General features: G+C 65.3%; 19 protein-coding genes and 1 tRNA gene. 9 read left to right on the top strand and 11 right to left on the bottom strand.

Annotated features, from left to right (window positions below; all coding sequences use genetic code 11):
- Positions 1–16: 16 nt before the first annotated feature.
- The 5 genes from IVB45_RS33760 to IVB45_RS33740 form a co-directional block, all read right to left on the bottom strand.
- Positions 17–1,954: an ATP-binding protein gene (locus IVB45_RS33760; RefSeq protein WP_247357766.1), complete on the bottom strand. Its 1,938-nt coding sequence runs from the start codon at positions 1,952–1,954 to the stop codon at positions 17–19.
- Entirely contained in the window at positions 1,951–2,634 is a 684-nt protein-coding gene (locus IVB45_RS33755) for a response regulator transcription factor (RefSeq protein ID WP_247357767.1), read from the bottom strand. The genes IVB45_RS33760 and IVB45_RS33755 overlap by 4 nt, the downstream gene beginning before the upstream one ends.
- Positions 2,635–2,884: 250 nt before the next feature.
- Positions 2,885–3,118 carry a hypothetical protein gene (locus IVB45_RS33750; protein ID WP_247357768.1) on the bottom strand — a complete coding sequence of 78 codons (234 nt, stop codon included), beginning with the start codon at positions 3,116–3,118 and terminating at the stop codon, positions 2,885–2,887.
- 160 nt (positions 3,119–3,278) lie between these two features.
- Positions 3,279–3,581, bottom strand: a complete 303-nt coding sequence (locus IVB45_RS33745; RefSeq protein WP_247357769.1) for a hypothetical protein — start codon at positions 3,579–3,581, stop codon at positions 3,279–3,281.
- 174 nt (positions 3,582–3,755) lie between these two features.
- Positions 3,756–3,840, bottom strand: a tRNA-Leu gene (locus IVB45_RS33740).
- 155 nt (positions 3,841–3,995) lie between these two features.
- Here IVB45_RS33740 and IVB45_RS33735 point away from each other — a divergent pair.
- On the top strand, positions 3,996–4,535 hold the full coding sequence (locus IVB45_RS33735) for a disulfide bond formation protein B (RefSeq protein ID WP_247357770.1): 540 nt from the start codon (positions 3,996–3,998) through the stop codon (positions 4,533–4,535).
- Positions 4,536–4,538: 3 nt separating this feature from the next.
- On the opposite strand, the gene IVB45_RS33730 is transcribed toward IVB45_RS33735, so the two are convergent.
- Both IVB45_RS33730 and IVB45_RS33725 read right to left on the bottom strand, forming a co-directional pair.
- On the bottom strand, positions 4,539–5,624 hold the full coding sequence (locus IVB45_RS33730; RefSeq protein ID WP_247285769.1) for an AbrB family transcriptional regulator: 1,086 nt from the start codon (positions 5,622–5,624) through the stop codon (positions 4,539–4,541).
- 96 nt (positions 5,625–5,720) lie between these two features.
- Positions 5,721–6,005, bottom strand: coding sequence for a PsiF family protein (locus tag IVB45_RS33725; RefSeq protein WP_247285771.1), 285 nt, complete (start codon positions 6,003–6,005; stop codon positions 5,721–5,723).
- A 202-nt stretch (positions 6,006–6,207) separates the two neighbouring features.
- Here IVB45_RS33725 and IVB45_RS33720 point away from each other — a divergent pair, with 202 nt between their 5' ends.
- Positions 6,208–6,699, top strand: coding sequence for a hypothetical protein (locus IVB45_RS33720; RefSeq protein ID WP_247357771.1), 492 nt, complete (start codon positions 6,208–6,210; stop codon positions 6,697–6,699).
- Between the two features lie 47 nt (positions 6,700–6,746).
- Here IVB45_RS33720 and IVB45_RS33715 read toward each other — a convergent pair whose 3' ends face one another.
- Positions 6,747–7,295, bottom strand: a complete 549-nt coding sequence (locus tag IVB45_RS33715) for a TetR/AcrR family transcriptional regulator (protein ID WP_247285775.1) — start codon at positions 7,293–7,295, stop codon at positions 6,747–6,749.
- Positions 7,296–7,404: 109 nt separating this feature from the next.
- Here IVB45_RS33715 and IVB45_RS33710 point away from each other — a divergent pair, with 109 nt between their 5' ends.
- The 5 genes from IVB45_RS33710 to IVB45_RS33690 all read left to right on the top strand — a co-directional run bounded on the left by IVB45_RS33710 (position 7,405) and on the right by IVB45_RS33690 (position 10,201).
- On the top strand, positions 7,405–7,833 hold the full coding sequence (locus tag IVB45_RS33710; protein WP_247357772.1) for an acyl-CoA thioesterase: 429 nt from the start codon (positions 7,405–7,407) through the stop codon (positions 7,831–7,833).
- A 3-nt stretch (positions 7,834–7,836) separates the two neighbouring features.
- On the top strand, positions 7,837–8,313 hold the full coding sequence (locus IVB45_RS33705) for a PaaI family thioesterase (protein ID WP_247357773.1): 477 nt from the start codon (positions 7,837–7,839) through the stop codon (positions 8,311–8,313).
- Positions 8,314–8,357: 44 nt separating this feature from the next.
- The gene (locus tag IVB45_RS33700) at positions 8,358–8,735 is read left to right on the top strand and encodes a CidA/LrgA family protein (RefSeq protein ID WP_247357774.1); all 378 of its coding nucleotides are present in this window, start codon (positions 8,358–8,360) and stop codon (positions 8,733–8,735) included.
- Positions 8,732–9,454 carry an LrgB family protein gene (locus IVB45_RS33695; RefSeq protein WP_027565645.1) on the top strand — a complete coding sequence of 241 codons (723 nt, stop codon included), beginning with the start codon at positions 8,732–8,734 and terminating at the stop codon, positions 9,452–9,454. Before IVB45_RS33700 ends, IVB45_RS33695 begins: the two co-directional genes overlap by 4 nt.
- An 87-nt stretch (positions 9,455–9,541) precedes the next feature.
- On the top strand, positions 9,542–10,201 hold the full coding sequence (locus tag IVB45_RS33690) for a DsbA family protein (RefSeq protein WP_247357775.1): 660 nt from the start codon (positions 9,542–9,544) through the stop codon (positions 10,199–10,201).
- An 82-nt stretch (positions 10,202–10,283) separates the two neighbouring features.
- On the opposite strand, the gene IVB45_RS33685 is transcribed toward IVB45_RS33690, so the two are convergent.
- The 3 genes from IVB45_RS33685 to IVB45_RS33675 all read right to left on the bottom strand — a co-directional run bounded on the left by IVB45_RS33685 (position 10,284) and on the right by IVB45_RS33675 (position 12,643).
- Entirely contained in the window at positions 10,284–10,490 is a 207-nt protein-coding gene (locus IVB45_RS33685) for a hypothetical protein (protein ID WP_027514183.1), read from the bottom strand.
- A gap of 82 nt (positions 10,491–10,572) precedes the next feature.
- On the bottom strand, positions 10,573–11,643 hold the full coding sequence (locus IVB45_RS33680; protein WP_247357776.1) for a phospholipase: 1,071 nt from the start codon (positions 11,641–11,643) through the stop codon (positions 10,573–10,575).
- Between the two features lie 28 nt (positions 11,644–11,671).
- A complete protein-coding gene (locus IVB45_RS33675) occupies positions 11,672–12,643 on the bottom strand; it encodes a S1C family serine protease (protein WP_247285783.1) in 972 nt (323 codons plus the stop codon).
- A gap of 287 nt (positions 12,644–12,930) precedes the next feature.
- On the opposite strand from IVB45_RS33675, the gene IVB45_RS33670 reads away from it, so the two are divergent.
- Both IVB45_RS33670 and IVB45_RS33665 read left to right on the top strand, forming a co-directional pair.
- Complete coding sequence (locus tag IVB45_RS33670; RefSeq protein ID WP_247357777.1) at positions 12,931–14,349, top strand: M20 family metallopeptidase; 1,419 nt, start codon at positions 12,931–12,933, stop codon at positions 14,347–14,349.
- A gap of 260 nt (positions 14,350–14,609) precedes the next feature.
- The gene (locus IVB45_RS33665; RefSeq protein ID WP_247357778.1) at positions 14,610–16,400 is read left to right on the top strand and encodes a peptide ABC transporter substrate-binding protein; all 1,791 of its coding nucleotides are present in this window, start codon (positions 14,610–14,612) and stop codon (positions 16,398–16,400) included.
- Positions 16,401–16,403: the final 3 nt, after the last annotated feature.

Raw genomic sequence — 16,403 nt, 5'->3', positions numbered from 1 at the left:
TCGGAGAGGGGGCTTTTCAGCCGACGGCGGCATCGCTGTCGGGGAAAATCTGCGGCAATTGCAGCCGCACGCGCGTGCCTGAGGAATCCGAACCGAGATCGAGCATCGCCCCGCAGCGCGCGGCACGGCTCCTCATGTTGCGAAGGCCCCGCGCGGTCTGGCTCGCGTCGGTGGCCCCGCCGCTGCCGACCGGCGCACAACCGTTCGCAAAGCCCTTGCCGTCATCCGCGACCCTGATCACACCGTACGGTCCCTGACCTCCGACGACCGTCTCGATGGTGACCGCGATGCGGCGGGCCTCTGCGTGCTTGACCGCATTGGTCACGGCCTCGTCGAGGATGCGCACGATCTGGATGACATGCCATGGCCTGAGCTCGGGATGCAGCGGCAGCCCTTGCGGCGTCGCCACGTGCCAGTCGAGTGCGATGTCGTGCGGTCGCAATTGTGCGGTCGCGCGCTCGCGCCAGGAGCCGAGTGCGAGCATCAGGTCGCCGCCGATGTCGTCCATGGAGTCGATGACGAGACGGAGGTCTTTCAGCGCCGCACGGGCGGCGTCGGTGATGGTCGCGCCCTCGTGCCCGCGCTCGGACAGTGCCACGATGCTGATGAGCTGGCCGCCGAGGCCGTCATGCAGGTCGCGCATCAGCCGCGTGCGCTCATTGGCGAGCGCGGCGGCCCGTGCACGCTCCTCCTCGCGGGCAAAGCTCGCCTTCAGCCGCTCCTCGGCCTCGCGTACGCGCGTTACGAGCTGGCCGGCAAAGCTGTCGACCTGGTTCAGCGCGCGCGCGAACCGCCAGGTCAAGCCGGCGCCGATCGCGACCAGCATCGCCGAATAGGAGAGGCGCGAGAGGAAGATGCGCTCGTCGGTCACGATCTCGAACACCGACAGCATGTCGTGGACCCAGCATATCAGCACGATGGTCACCGCGCAGCCGAGCGTGAAGCTTGCCGCGTCCTGCCGCCGCACCACTGCGGCAGCTGTGACGCAGGCCATCAGCAACAGGCAGAGCCCGACGGTCGGAATCCCCAACAGGAGAAACAGAATGCGCGGCAACGGCGGGCCGGCGATCAGCCCGACACTGAACACGACGAGCCCCGGCGCGAACAGCAGCATGCCGTAACGCGGCCAGCGCCAGCCGAAGAACAGCACGCCGAAGACGACGACCAGGGCGCTCTCGATCGGTGCGGACGCGAGCAACACCGCGGCGAGCCGGGAGGTGTTGACGGGGGGCACCGGTGGCGGCGCAAAGGCCTGCACCACGCCGAGTACCATCGCCACCGCCAGCACGCCGTAAACCGGCTCGCGGCGGCGCATCAGCCACATGATCGCCAGGATGACGGCGAGGATCGATTGCCAGGCGGAGAACACCACGGGCAACGTGACGAACATCAGCGTGCGTGTCTCGTAGGCCGGCCGCAAGGCCGCATCCGGCCCGACATAGACGGTGTCGAGAAAGCCCTTGAGCGGTCCCCAAACCAACAGCCGCACCGTGATCTCGTTCGCGCCCTCGCGCAGCAGCGAGGACGGGATCGACCCGATCTGCGGAGTGTTGCGGTCGGGCCGGTTGGCGTTGGCATCGCGTCGGGAATCCAGGATGACGACGCCGTTGATTGAGACCTCCACCGCGTTGCTGAAGCGCGGCAGGAATACCGACCATCCCGACGCCACATCGCCGCGGCGGAACGTGAAGGCGCCGGTGTAGAGCGGCGGGTCGGCCAGGGAATAGCGTGATGACGTGAAATGCGGCAACGTCACGGGACGCGCCACGCCGTCCTCGCGCAGCGAGAATTCGCTCAGGGCAAAGTCGTCGGGGTCGCTGGGCTGGAGCAGCCGCAGCCCGAGGACGGTCGCGACCAATATCAGCGCCTGGAGCAGCAGATAGGGCACGAGTCGCGAGACCAGCAGCCGGCGTCGCGCGGGTTTGAACGGTGCCTTCGCCGCGATCTCGCTCACAGCTTGATCAGGCCCTGCTGCACCGCTTCGAACACCGCTTCGCTGCGGGTGTGCACTTCGAGCTTGCGATAGATGTTCTTGATGTGGCCGGGCACGGTCTGCCTGGACAGGCCGAGATGGCTCGCGATCTCGGCGTAGCTGAAGCCCTTGGCGATGCCCCAGAGGATGTCGATCTCGCGTGGGGTGAGCCTTGCGGTGTTGAGGGCGGGACCCGGCGGAGGCTCGGCCGCATTCTGCGCGGTACCCTGCGTTCTGCGCACGATGAAACGGGCGATCGAGGCCGAGATCGGCGAATGGCCGGCGACCAGATCGCGCACGGTGGTGGCGATGTCCGTGGGGAACGCATCCTTCAGGAGATAGCCGGTGGCGCCCACCGTGATCGCGGAGATCACACTCTCTTCGTCGCCAAGCGCCGAGATCACCATGATCTCGGTGTCGGGAAAGCGTTGCCTTGTCTCGCGGATCAGCTGGATGCCGTGGCCGTCGGGCAGCCGCAGATCGGTGAGCAGCACGCGCGGCACCGCCGCGCTCAGCGCCGAACGAGCCTCTCCCAGCGTACCGGCGCTGCGCACCTCGTAGCCGGCCTTGACCAGCGCGTCGTGGAGCCGCCAGCAGGTCGGCGCGTCGTCCTCGACGAGGAGGATGGTGATGGCTTCACCCGTCTCGCCCTGTTCGGTCATGATCATCGTCCTGCACCGCGTGTCCCCCGCGGCGCAGGGCCAAGTTTAGCTGCGGTGCGGGCGCCGCGACACCCATAATCATGGGGGCGCATTGTCACTCTTCCGCCGTCGCGGACGCCGCCTATCGCTTTGCTGCGGCCGATGGCGTCGGCGGCACTGGCAGACGCTGCACCGTGATTAGCGCCGTGCGGCGTTGCTCGCCCTGGGTTGAGGGCTGGCGAGATCCTCGCTTCCGCCCAGGATGGCTCCTCTACGAAGCCTCTCCCCGCGGCGGTGGGTATCGCCGGGCCAGCGCCGACAACGGCAAGTGTCGCTCGCCTTCCGGCAGCTCCAGATAGGCGAGCACGAGCGGCCGCTTCCAGTCACCGACGCCGAAATCCATCGCCATCCATTTCTGCGGTTCGGGGCCCTCGAGACCGCGCACCCAGACGAAGAAGCGGGGGACGTCGTCGGCGTCCGTTTCGGTCGCGCGTCTCCTGGCCATCGAAGCTGCTCGCTGCATCAACATAGGTTGCCCCACGATATAGGGACTGGCTCTGCGAAGTCGAACCCGTCGAGGGAGGCTCGTGCAGGGAAGCACACGGCCCTCTCCTGGCGAAGTGTCCCAGGGATGCGGATGCGAGCCGGACGGCGGCCCGCTCTCGTCACTGCCAGAGTTCGCAGGTCGCAACCCGGTTGATGTCCGCGAGCCGCCGACTGGTGTCGCCCTCGAGATCGAGGCTTGCGACCAGCGCCAGCAGGCGATGATAGGCGTCGTCAGCGACCTCGACGGGCAGCGGAGCCTCTTCGAACGTCTCGACATAGCTGCCGACGAGACCGCTCAACAGACGGCACAGGCCGCGCTGTTCGGAGTCGTCGCGGCCGAGCGTCTCGAGCTTTTGCTGAAAGATCCGGAAGGTGCGCAGGCCGTGGTGCTGTTGCGAAAGCCACGTGTGCAGGTCGTTCATATGAGCTCCTTCGAATTGCGGAAGAAGCTACCGGTTTATACAGGTGGCATGTGACGATTGCTAGGGAGGGGGAGGCCGAGACAGTCCGTCTTCGCCAAGAGGCTTCGCCGGACACGCTTCACCCTTTCGGGCTTGGCGCGGGCTGCGCCACGCGAAGCCCGAAAGGGCGAAGCGTGGTGCCCCTGGCCGGAATCGAACCAGCACTCCTTGCGGAACTCGATTTTGAGTCGAGCGCGTCTACCAGTTCCGCCACAGGGGCCCTCGGTCAGCCCCTAACAGGGCGTCGCGAAGCCGGCGGACTATAGCCATGGACCAAGCGGGGTCAACCCGCGCCAAAGTGATCCCGGCCGTTCTCGACAGCCGCATGAGCCGGGGTTACAGCCTTGGAAAGCGACCCATCGAAAAGAGGCTGCCGTGACGACCCAGAGTGCCGCAATACCTGCATTCAAACCGGCGGCCACGAGCCCCGCGCTGGTCGCTTCGCTCGCGGTCACGCTGATTGCAGCCGCGACGATCGCAGGCGCCTGGTTCTTCCAGCTGGTGCTCGGGATCGTGCCCTGTCCGCTGTGCCTGGAGCAGCGCTACGCCTATTACCTCGCGATCCCGCTGGGCCTGCTCATCGCACTCGCGGCGCGGGGCGGTGCGCCGAGGCCGCTGCTGTTCGCGGGCCTCGCGATCCTTGTGCTGGCCAGCCTCGCCAATGCCGGGCTCGGCACCTATCACGCCGGCGTCGAATGGGGCTTTTGGAAGGGACCGACCGACTGCTCCGGTCCCGTCGTCAATCTCGGCAGCGCCACCGACCTGCTGTCGCGACTCGACACCGTGAAGGTGGTCCGCTGCGACGAGGTGCAGTGGCGCTTCCTCGGCCTCTCGCTTGCCGGCTACAATTTGCTGATCTCGCTGTTGATAGCTGCGATCGCCGCGTGGGGATTCGTTGCGACGGCGAAGCGCTAAGGCTCAATCATCCACATCGTCCTGCGTCCGGCCGAACAGGTGCACGATGCCCGGCGTCGCGATCGTCACGAAGACGAAACGCGAGAGGTGATGGGCGCCGACGAAGATCGGGTCGATGTGCAGCGTCAGGGCCAGCGCCAGCATGGCGTCCATCGCGCCCGGTGCGTAGGCGACCACGACGTCGGAGAATTTCACCTGCGTGGTGAGCGCCACGATGCCGACGAAAATCGCGGAGACGGCGATGGCGACGGCAAACGAGCCCAGCGCCGCGTTGATGTGGCCGGCGAGCGTCTTGATCTGCATCCGCGCGAAGCGGCTGCCGATCAGGGCGCCGATGCCGATCAGCGCCACGCCGCGTACCCAGTCCGGCAGGCCGCCCTCGACCCAGCCTGCGCCATGCAACACGCTCGAGCCGATCATCGCGCCGAACATCCAGCTCGCCGGAAACCTGATCAGCCGCAGGACGAGCGCCGCGGCCAGCGAGGCCGCGACCAACTCGACGAGGTCGAGCGGAGAGGCGATGGTCGTCGTCAGCGATGGCGCGACGGAGGGCGCGACGCCGGCGAACGCCAGCACCATCGGCAGCGCCGCGGTGAGGATGATCACGCGCATGGTCTGCACCACAGCGATGCCCGGCAAGTCGGCGCCGCGCTCGACCGCCAAAATCGTGATCTGCGATAGCGCGCCGGGGCTGCCCGCGAGGAAGGCCGAGGTGCGGTCCCAGCCGTGGATGCGCTGGAGATAATAGCTCGAGCCGAAGGTCGAGCAGAAGGTCGCGAGCGCGAGCAGCCCGATGGTGAGCGGATACGCACTGACCTGTTGAAGCAGGTGGCGCGAGACGACTGATCCTAACGAAATGCCGAGCAGCACCAGCACGGTCTGGGTCAGGATCGGCGGCAGCGTCAGCTGGCGACCGGCGATCGCGGCGATCCCGACCGCGATCATGGAGCCCGAGATCAATCCCCCCGGAAGGCCCGCGAGCAAAAACACGAGGCCGCCGGTGGTGCCGATGACAAGCGTTTCCATCGTGCTCAAGATCTTGGCACGGCTCGGCCATTCGAACGGCAGGGAGACGGTGATTTGCTTCACACCGCCTTATCGCAAATCAGCGAGAGGCGCACAATTGCGGCCACGTCATGCCGCAATGCGCGCGCCTCTCCCGAAGCCGCGAGCAGGGGGAAGGATTTACTTCTTGTCCGCAGCCGGCGCGGCCATACCGGCTTTGGCGGTCTTGATGCATTCGGAGCGGAATTTCTTGCGCTCCTTGCCGTGCAGGCCCTTGGCGTCGGCCTGCTTGGAGCATTCGAGCGATTCGGCCGAGTGCTCCTTCGGTGCCTTCTTGTCCATGGGGGCGGCGGTTGTGGTCTTGGTGTCGGTCTTTGCTGCCGGCGCGGCGGTCTGCGCGAAGGCAGTGCCGGTGGCGAGCAGGGAGGTGAGAGCGACGACGGCGAGGCGAGATGTGAAGGTCATGGTGCTGCACTCTTCTTGCGGGAATTGCGAAGGGCGCGAAAGTCGGCTGGCCTTGCTGAACGCGACATGAATAATTCGAACGTGGAGGATCACTATATTTTGGCGGCAGCAGCCATCGCTTCCTTGTCGCGAGCTGGCGGCACGCTAGGATAGCAATCCTCGGTTCACTTCCCTCGGGGGAAGATCAAGGAGGAGACCAAGGATGACCATTCAATCAAAGTTGCTGTGTGCAGTTGCGCTGTCGGGCTTTGCCGCGCTGGTGGTGAGTGCGCCGGCGCAGGCGCTGACCTCGCAGGAGTGCAGCGCGAAATACCAGGCCGCCAAGAAGGACGGCTCGCTCGGCACCACGAAGTGGAATGACTTCCGCAAGGCCCAGTGCGGCGCGGATGCGACGCCAGCGGCTGCGCCGACCGCGGCCGCTCCTGCTGCGCCCGCCGCTCCCGCCGAGCCGAAGCAGGCGAAGAAGGAGGCCGCCCCGGCTGCCGCGCCGACCCTGCCGGCCGGCCCCGCGATCTATCCGAACGCCGTTGATCCGAAATACGCCAAGGAGACCCCCGGCAAGGGGCGCCTGCACACCTGCGTCGACCAGTACAACGCCAACAAGACCACCAACGGCAATGGCGGCATGAAGTGGATCGAGAAGGGCGGCGGCTATTACAGCGAATGCAACAAGAAGCTGAAGGGCGCCGCCTGAGGCTTCAAGACGACGCAGAGGCCGGAGCCAAGCTCCGGCCTCTTGCTTTAATCCAGTAGCTTCTCGGCCGATTTCGCCACGAGCTGCGATCGCTTGCGCGGGCCGCGCTCGACGAACAGCAGGCTCTGGCCGAAGATGAAGCAGTAGAACAGGAAAGCCTGCGCTTCAGCTGCCTCGGTCTCGAGGCCGGTCGCGCGATAGAGTTCGGCGACGTGCTTCAGCCGCGCCGCGTCCACTTTCGCCACCGCTGCCGCGGCGCCCTCGTCCGAGCGGGCCCATTGCCGGATCGCAAGCTCGATCGCCATCCCGTCCGGATTGAGCCGCTCCGAATAGAGCTGGATCACTGCCCTCAGCCGTTCACGGGGCTCTTGGCCATCGAGACTCGTCTGCTGCGCGATCGCCGTTGAGCGCCCCTCGCGCCAGCGCTCCAGCATGGCACCGAGCAGCGCGGCACGGTCGGCGAAGCGGCGGTAGAAGCCGCCCTTGGTGACGCCCAAATTCTTGGCGAGCACCTCGACCCGCACCCCCTCGACCCCCGATCGGGCGAGTTCAGTGAACCCTGCCTCGACCCAGACATCGCCTTTGCCGTCACTCATGCAGGCAGCCTCGCCGATTCTTGATACGGTACCGTATTGCTAACGCGGGAGGAGGTTGATACGCTACCGTATCAACAATCAAAGCCAGAAAAGGTCAGGGAGAATTGCGATGGAGCAGGAGGCGACCTATCGCGGCACGGTCTATCCGTGGCAGTGCGATCACGTCGGCCACATGAACATCATGTGGTATGTCGGCAAGTTCGACGAAGCCAACTGGAATCTGTTCGCCCGGCTCGGGCTGACGCCGAGCTATCTGCGCGGCTCCGGCCGCGGCACGGCCGCCGTGCAGCAGAACATCACCTACAAGCGCGAGCTGCTCGCCGGTGACATCGTCGAGATGCGCAGTCACCTGCTCGAGATCCGCGACAAATCGATTCGCTTCCGGCACGACATGACCAATGCCGAGACCGGCGAGATCGCCGCGTTCTGCGAGATCACGGGCGTGCACATGGACCGTAGCCAGCGCAAATCGGTGCCGTTCACGGACGCCATTCGCGAGATCGCCTTGAGACATCTCGCCGAGCCGGCGGAGGCCTGAGCCATGGCTGCATACGAGCCGAAGAACCCGGGCTACCGCGCGGCTGCCATCGCCATGTTCGATCGCCAGCCGGCAATGCACACGCTCGGCATCGCGATCGTCCGCCTTGCGCCGGGCGAGGCTGAACTCGCCATGCTGCATTCGCCGGCCCTCACACAGCAGAACGGCTTTGTCCACGCCGGCATCATTACCGCAGGACTCGACAATGCCTGTGGTGGTGCTGCCTTCACCCTGATGCCGTGCGAGGCCGATATCCTCACCGTCGAGTTCAAGACCACGTTGCTCGCGCCGGCGCGGGGCGAGCGTTTCGTCTTCAAGGCCGGGGTGGTCAAGCCCGGCCGCACGCTGACCTTTTGCGAGGCAAAGGCATTTGCCGAGCACGAGGGCAAGGTCACGTTGATCGCCATGATGACCGGGACGCTGATGGCAATGCTGCCGCGCGTTGCGGCTGCGCAAGCGCCGCGCACGACCGCTGCATAGCGGCGATTGACAAGACCGCCGGCGCATCCCTTGATGCCTAAGTCATGCTTGCAAGCCTTGGTCTAATTCTTCTCTGCCAGTTGATCGGCGAAGCCGTCGTGCGCGGCCTCGGCCTGCCGATGCCGGGCCCGGTGCTTGGCCTCTTGCTGCTCCTCATCCTGCTGCTCGCGCGCGACCGCTTTGCGCTTCTCGCGCGCGGGCCGCTGCGTGGTGATGGCGTCGAGACGGCGAGCAAGGGTCTGCTCGCGCATCTGTCGTTGCTGTTCGTGCCGGCCGGGGTCGGCGTCGTGCAGAAGCTCGATCTGCTCGCGTCCCACGGCATCGCCATCATCCTCGTGCTCGCGCTGTCGGTGGTCGTCACCCTGCTCGCAACCGTACTCACTTTCCGCCTGGTCAGCCGCCTGTTGAGGGACGCGCGATGAAGGACAATCCATTCTCGCTCTGGGTCTATCTCTCGCAGTCGCCGCTGCTTTGGTTGACAGTGACGCTGCTGGTCTATGCCGGTACGGACGCGGTGTCGCTGGCGACGCGGCGCCATCCGCTCGCCAATCCCGTGCTGCATGCGATGTGGATCGTCGGCGCGTTCCTGCTGCTAACCGGCACCTCCTACACGACCTATTTCGCCGGCGCGCAGTTCGTGCATTTCCTTTTGGGGCCCGCGACGGTCGCGCTGGCTGTTCCCCTCTACGAGAACCGCAAGCGCGTCGTCGCCTCGATCGTGCCGATGCTGGTGGCGCTGGTCGCGGGATCGGTCACGGCCGTGGTGTCCGTGGTGTTACTGGCCCAACTTGCCGGTCTGCCGCACGAAGTGGTTTTGTCGCTCGCGCCGAAATCCGTCACGGCCGGTGTTGCCATGGGCATCGCCGAATCCCTGCACGCCGATCCCTCGCTGGCTGCGGTTGCGGTCATCCTTACGGGCATTATGGGCGCGATCATCGTGACGCCGCTGATGAACCGCACCGGCATCAGCGATTTCCGCGCCCGCGGCTTTGCCGCCGGCCTTGCCGCGCATGGGATCGGTACCGCGCGAGCGTTCCAGGTCGACGAGATCGCCGGCGTCTTCTCCGGGATCGCCATGAGCCTGAACGCCTTGGTGACCTCCTTCCTGGTGCCCTTGGCGGTCACGCTGCTGGTGCGATGACATCGGCGCCGCGACACTCTATATGAGCTGTAACAATTCCCAGTCTCGAACCGTATCGACGGAGATGGGACCGAAATGGAACGAGATATGGCTGGATTCAGGAATAAAGCCCTTGTGCCGACGCGGCGCGCGGCGCTGACGCTGATTGGGGCGGGCGCCCTTGTCGCGGGTGGAATCACCTCGGCGCGCGCGGCGACCGACGAAGACGAGGTGCTGACCGAAGCCAAGGTGCTGCGTGACCCGGATGTTCCCGTCGCTGGTAATCCCGACGGGAATATCAGTATTATCGAATGGTCCGACTATAACTGCCCCTATTGCCGCAAGCTCGAGCCCGAGTTGCGTCAGGTCGTCCAGGACGACGGCAAGGTCAGGCTGGTGATGAAGGACTGGCCGATCCTCGGACCGGTCTCGGTCACCGCGGCGCGGGCGGCGCTCGCGGCGAAATTCCAGGACAAGTACCACCAGGCCCATGACGCCATGATGGGCGTCAGCTCGCGCCTGACCGAGCCACGCATCAACGAGTTGCTCGCGGCCGCCGGCGTCGACATGGATCGGTTGAAGCGCGATCTCGCCGACCACGCCAAGGACATCGACGCTCTGCTCAAGCGCAACAACGAGCAGGCCGAAGCCTTCGGTTTCCGCGGCACCCCGTCCTTCATCGTCGGCAAGTACCGCGTGCCGGGCGTGCTCAGCATGAACGAGTTCGAGCAGGTCATCGCCGACGCCCGCAAGGCCAAGATGAACTGAGCCCAGCGATATTCACCGCGCAAGACGAAGGCGCCGCCGCGGACCCGCGACGGCGCCTCATTTCATTCACGATACCACGTCGTTACTTCGAGGAGATGCGGACCCAGTCCTTGTGCGCGCGATCGCGCAGCGCGTCCCAGTCGGCTTTTGCGACATCCCAGTTCACGATGGTGCGATTGGTCGTCGCGACCTCGCCATTAGCAACCGACGACGTCTGCATGGAGTCATAGACATACACGCCGCAGCCGAGCAGCAGCGCGCCCAAAATCATTCCAAGAAACATCCGCATCGCGAAACCTCCAATGACGGGCGATAACGTCGACCCGGATCGATTGTTCCGCGACAGTGCGGCGCAGGTAAGGAGAGGTCGTTCATTCTCCATTCAGCCACTGCACCAGCTCCGCGTTGATCTCGCGCGGATAGGTATGGCTGAGGTCGTCGATCTCGCGATAGGTGACATTCGCGCCGGCGGCGGCGAGGGCTGCCTGCGTCTGCCGCGCGGTCTGCACCGGAAACATCCAGTCGAGCTTGCCGTGCGTGATGAAGATCGGTAGGCGCTGCAGGCGTGTGGCGTCGGCCATCTCCGCCATCAGCGGGTGGAAGGTCGCCGAGACTGGCGCGAGATGCGTGAAGGGCGAGGCGCCGTCGAGCCCGGTGACGTAGCAGAAGGTGCCGCCGTCGCTCATGCCGGTCAGCAGCATGCGCGAGGCGTCGATGGTCCAGCGGCTGCGCACCGTTTCGAGAATGCGCGTGAGGTTGGGCGTGTCGGAATCGTCACCCATCAGGGCCCAGGTCGGGCCGGTCGCGGTCGGCGCCACCAGGATTGCACCGAGACTGCGGGCGTCGCGCAGCCAGCTCCACAGAAACCCGCGGCCGTTGCCGCTGCCGCCATGCAGCGCCACCACCAGCGGCATGGCGCGATCGGGCGTATAATATTCGGGCACGTAGACCGAAAAGCCGCCGCGGCTGCCGGGCTCGTTGTGATCGTGGATGATGCCGGTGTGCGCGTCCGCGCCGGCTTCGAGCCGCGACAACAGGTCGGCATTCTCGCGCATGGCGGCGTTGAGGAAGAAGCTGCTGACCGGCGGAAACTGCACGGCCAGCGGATAGAGTGCTTCCTGCGCGCGCGGCACATGGCGCAGCGCGCGGAACACCGCGACGAGGTCGCCATTGCCACGCTCAACCTCGCGCAGGCTGGCAAAGGCGGCGAGCGTTTCGTCGCAGGCACGATCGAGCCGCTCGCGCAGTCCGGTGAACTGCCCCGGCCATTCTCCGATTGCCGCGCGCGCCGTTTGCAGCGCCTCGTCGGGAGCGCCGATCGCGTTCATCACGGAGCCGAAGGCCGGCGGGTGCAGGTTTCGCTGAAAGAATGCGAGCGCTTCCAGCGCATTGAGCAGCGGCGGCAGCACGGCCACGATGTCGTCAACGACGGCCTCGCTCATCGTCGTTTCCCTGCGTCAGTTCGCCTTGTCAGTGCAGCTTCGGCGCCTTCAAGAGCTTGAAGCGATCGGTCGAGGTCACCGTGACGTCGAAGGTGACGCCTTCATGATGTACCGTCAGCGGCACGTCGACGCCGGCGGCGCCGAGGCCCCACAGCTTCTTGTAGAAGCCGGTCTGGCTCGTGACCTTCTCGCCGTCGACCGCGAGGATGACGTCGCCGGTCTTGAGCTCGGCGCGGGCGGCGGGACCATTGGCGGAGATTCCGATCACCACCACGCGGTTGTCGATCTCGGTCGAAAAGAGTCCGAGCCATGGCCGTGCCGGCTTGTTGACGCGACCGAACTTGCGCAGATCGTCGAGGATCGGCTTCAACAGGTCGATCGGCACGATCATGTTGACGTGCTCGGCCTTGCCGTCGCGCTCGCGTTCGAGCTGCAGCGAGCCGATGCCGATCAGCTCGCCGCGCTCGTTGAGGAGCGCCGTGCCGCCCCAGTTCGGGTGCGCGGGATGGGTGAAGATGGCCTCGTCCAGCAGATATTCCCAGTAGCCGGCGAATTCCTGCTTGGCCACGATCTGGCTCGCGACCGAACGCGTGCGTCCCCCGGCGCCGCCGACCACGACGCGGTCGCCGAGCCGGGTCTCGGCCGAGACACCGAGCGGCAAGGGGGCGACGTCGAGCTGGCCGAGCGCCTGCACCAGGCCAAAGCCGGTGACGGCGTCGAAGCCGAGCACATGTCCTTCCACCACGCGCCCGTCTCCGACATGCAGCCACACGGACTCTGCTTCGGTGATGAGATAACCGATGGTGAGCACCAGCCCATCGTCGATCACGACGCCGTTGCCAGCGCGTTCGGTCCCCAGTGTCTCGGCGCTGAAGGCGTCCGGCGGGATGATGGCATGCAGGCCGACGACGGAGGCGAGCGCGCGGTCGAGATCGAAACCGTAATCGCTCGCACGCGGTTGATTGGCCGGCGGCACTCTCCATTCGGTCAGGGCGGGCATCGAGTTCTCCTGGCTGAGAGCATCGCTCCGCCGTGGCTAGCGGAACGACGCACGAAGCACGCATAATTTAGGCTGGAGGAGGCCGTCTTGAAAGCCTCGTTCCTAACTATTCCAGAGAACGCCGTGTGAAATCTTTCAAAGGCACAGGACCGGTTATGCACGGTCGGTCGGTCGGGCGGCTCTCCGGCATTGACCGCATGGCTGCTGTCCGGCGAGGTGCTAGGCGCCGTACAATGAAGCTGCTAACCATTGCCGCTTCGTTTGACCTAGAGATCACGGACCGAAGCATGGACAACCGCAGCGACATCTGGCGTGGCATCGACGCGATCAAGGCACGTTTCATCGACCTCAGCGACAAGGTCTGGGGCATGCCCGAAGTCTGCTACACCGAGGCGCGGTCCGCCGCCGAGCATCTTGCCGAGTTGCGTCATCAGGGCTTTCGCATCACCGAGCAGGTCGCGGGCATTCCGACCGCGGTGATGGGCGAATGGGGCGAGGGCGGACCGGTCATTGCATTCATGGGGGAATATGACGCGCTGCCGGGCCTCAGCCAGGAGGCGGGCGTCGCGGAGCATCGTCCGGTCGAGACCGGTGGCCACGGCCATGGCTGCGGTCACAATCTGCTCGGTTCCGCAGCTCTCCTCGCCGCGACGGCGGTGAAGGACTGGCTTGCCGAGAACAAGGTGCCGGGTCGCGTGCGCTATTACGGCTGCCCCGCGGAGGAGGGCGGCGCGGCAAAAGCCTTCATGGTGCGCTCCGGCGCATTTGAAGACGCCGACATCGCCATCACCTGGCATCCGCACAGCTTCTGGGAAGTCGCTGTGACGCCGTCACTCGCCAACACCCGCGCCGACTTCATCTTCACCGGCCGCACCTCGCATGCGGCGGCCTCGCCGCATCTCGGCCGCTCCGCGCTCGACGCCGTGGAGCTGATGAATGTCGGCGTGAACTATATGCGCGAGCACATGCCGAGCGACGCGCGCGTGCACTACGCGCTGCTCGACACCGGTGGCATCGCCCCGAACGTGGTGCAGGCGCATGCGCGCGTGCGTTATTCGATCCGCGCCCGTGATCTGCCCGGCATGAACGAGCTGGTCGGACGCGTGAGCAAGATCGCGGACGGCGCGGCGCTGATGACCGAGACCAAGGTCGAGATGAAGATCATCTCCGCGGTTTCCAACATCCTGCCGAACACGCCGCTGGAGCACGCGCTGCACCGGGTCATGGAAGAGCTCGGACCGCCGCATTTCGACGACGCAGACAAGGGCTTTGCCACGGAGATCCGCGCGACGCTGAGCGACAAGGACATCGAGTCGGTCTATTACGCGATCGGCATGGAGCCGACCGACCGGCCGCTGGCTGACTTCCTGGTGCCACTCGATGCCAAGCGCAATCCGCTGGTCGGTTCGACCGACGTCGGCGACGTGAGCTGGGTGGTGCCGACCGTGCAGGTTCACGCACCCACGGTTGCAATCGGTACGCCCTTCCACACCTGGCAGGTGGTCGCGCAGGGCAAGAGCGCGCATGCCCACAAGGCCATGGTGCAGGCCGCCAAGGCGATGGCCGGCATCGGCATCAAGGCGCTGACGGACCCGGAGCTGATCAAGGCTGCCAAGGCTGACCTTAAGAAGCGGACGGCCAAGACGCCTTACGTCTGTCCGCTGCCAGACAACGTCGCGCCGCCGCTCGACATGTCCGTAGCGTAGAATTTCGCCTCGATACTTCGTCTGATCCGGCGATCAAATTTTCTGCAGTGCAGCGCGGAATTCAGCGTGTTTTGATGCTGGATTGCCGAACGGATGGGCTGCGGAATATGATTTTGCCCAACAGACAGTCAGAAGACCGTTTGCATACACACGGTCCCGGTTGACGCGCGGCCCATTCGGTGTGCCATCTACCGCCAGCCAACTTGGTGGTCGCCCCGCGCGACCGCCTGCATCCATACGGGAACCAGACGGGGACAACCATGCTGGATAAAGAACTGCGTTCGATGATCGGTGACGTGAAGGACGGGCGAATGGATCGCCGCGGCTTCATTCAGCGCCTGGCTGCCGTGGGTCTCACCGCGCCTTTGGCCAACCAGATCCTCGCGCTTGGCGGCGTCGCGATGGCTGAGGGCGCCTCGACCTACAAGCCGACCAAGCGCGGCGGCGGTGGTGCGCTCAAGCTGCTGTGGTGGCAGGGGCCCACCCTGCTCAATCCGCATTTTGCCACCGGCACCAAGGACCAGGACGGCGCGCGCCTGTTCTACGAGCCGCTCGCCTGTTGGGATCCCGACGGCAACATGAAGCTGGTTCTGGCCGCCGAAACTCCCTCGATCCAGAACGGTGGCCTCGCCGCCGACGGCAAGTCGGTGACCTGGAAGCTCAAGCCCGGCGTCAAATGGCACGACGGCACGCCGTTCACGGCCGACGACGTCGTCTTCAACTGGGAATATGCCAAGGATCCGGCGACCTCCGCGCTGACGATCGCGACGCTCCGCGACATCACTGTCGAGAAGGTGGACGACCTCACGGTCCGCATCCTCTTCAACAAGCCGACGCCGTTCTGGGCCGACGCTTTTGTCGGGGCTCCCAATACCATCATCCCGAAACATCTGTTCAAGGACTATATGGGGTCCAAGTCGCGGGAGGCGCCGACCAACCTCTCGCCGGTCGGCACCGGCCCCTACAAGTTCGTCGAGTTCAAGCCGGGCGATCTTGTCCGCGGCGTGATCAATCCCGATTATCACATGGCGAACCGGCCCTATTTCGATTCGATCGAGATGAAGGGCGGCGGCGACGCCGTCTCTGCCGCGCGCGCGGTGATCCAGACCGGCGAATATGATTTCGGCTGGAACATTCAGGTCGAGGACGACGTGCTGCTGCGCCTGGAGAAGGGCGGCAAGGGAAAGACCGTCTACGCCGTGGGTGGCGACACCGAATTCATCGCGCTGAACTTCACCGATCCCAACACCGAGGTCGATGGCGAACGCTCCTCGATCAAGACCAAGCACCCGCTGTTTTCTGATCCAGCGGTGCGCAAGGCGCTCTCGCTGCTGATCGATCGCGAGTCAGTCAAGAAGGCGATCTACGGCCGCGCTGGCCGTACCACCGCCAACTTCCTCAACGGGCCCGAAAAATTCGTGTCCAAGAACACCTCGTGGGAGTTCAGCGTCGAGAAGGCCTCGAAGATCCTGGACGACGCCGGCTGGAAGCCGGGCGCCGACGGCATCCGCGAGAAGGACGGCAAGAAGCTGAAGCTCCTCTACCAGACCGCGATCAACGGGCCGCGCCAGAAGACGCAGGCGATCGTCAAGCAGGCGTGCCAGAAGGCGGGCATCGACGTCGAGCTGAAATCGGTCGTCGCCTCCGTGTTCTTCTCCTCCGACGTCGGCAATCCCGATACCTATTCCAAGTTCTACGCCGACATGGAGATGTTCCAGATCCCGCTGAGCCAGCCCGATCCGTCGCAGCATATGCGTCGCTACCTTTCGAACCTCGTCGCCACCAAGGAGAACAAGTGGCAGGGCACCAACTTCCCGCGCTGGGTCAACAAGGAGTACGACGCGACGATCCTGGCCGCGGACGGCGAGATGGATCCGGTCAAGCGCGCGGCGCTCTACATCAAGGCCAATGATCTCATGTACCAGGACATCGTTTTCATCCCGGTACAGCACCGCCTGAAGGTCGAGGCGGCCGCCAACAATCTGCGCCCGGTCGTTTCCGGCTGGGCCAACGAGACCGACAATTTGTTCGACTGGTACCGCGAAGAATGATCA

The sequence above is a fragment of the Bradyrhizobium sp. 4 genome (assembly GCF_023100905.1).
In the GTDB taxonomy this organism is placed as follows: domain Bacteria; phylum Pseudomonadota; class Alphaproteobacteria; order Rhizobiales; family Xanthobacteraceae; genus Bradyrhizobium.
Note: the sequence above shows the minus strand (reverse complement) of the source record. Positions and strands in the feature narration are given on the sequence as shown.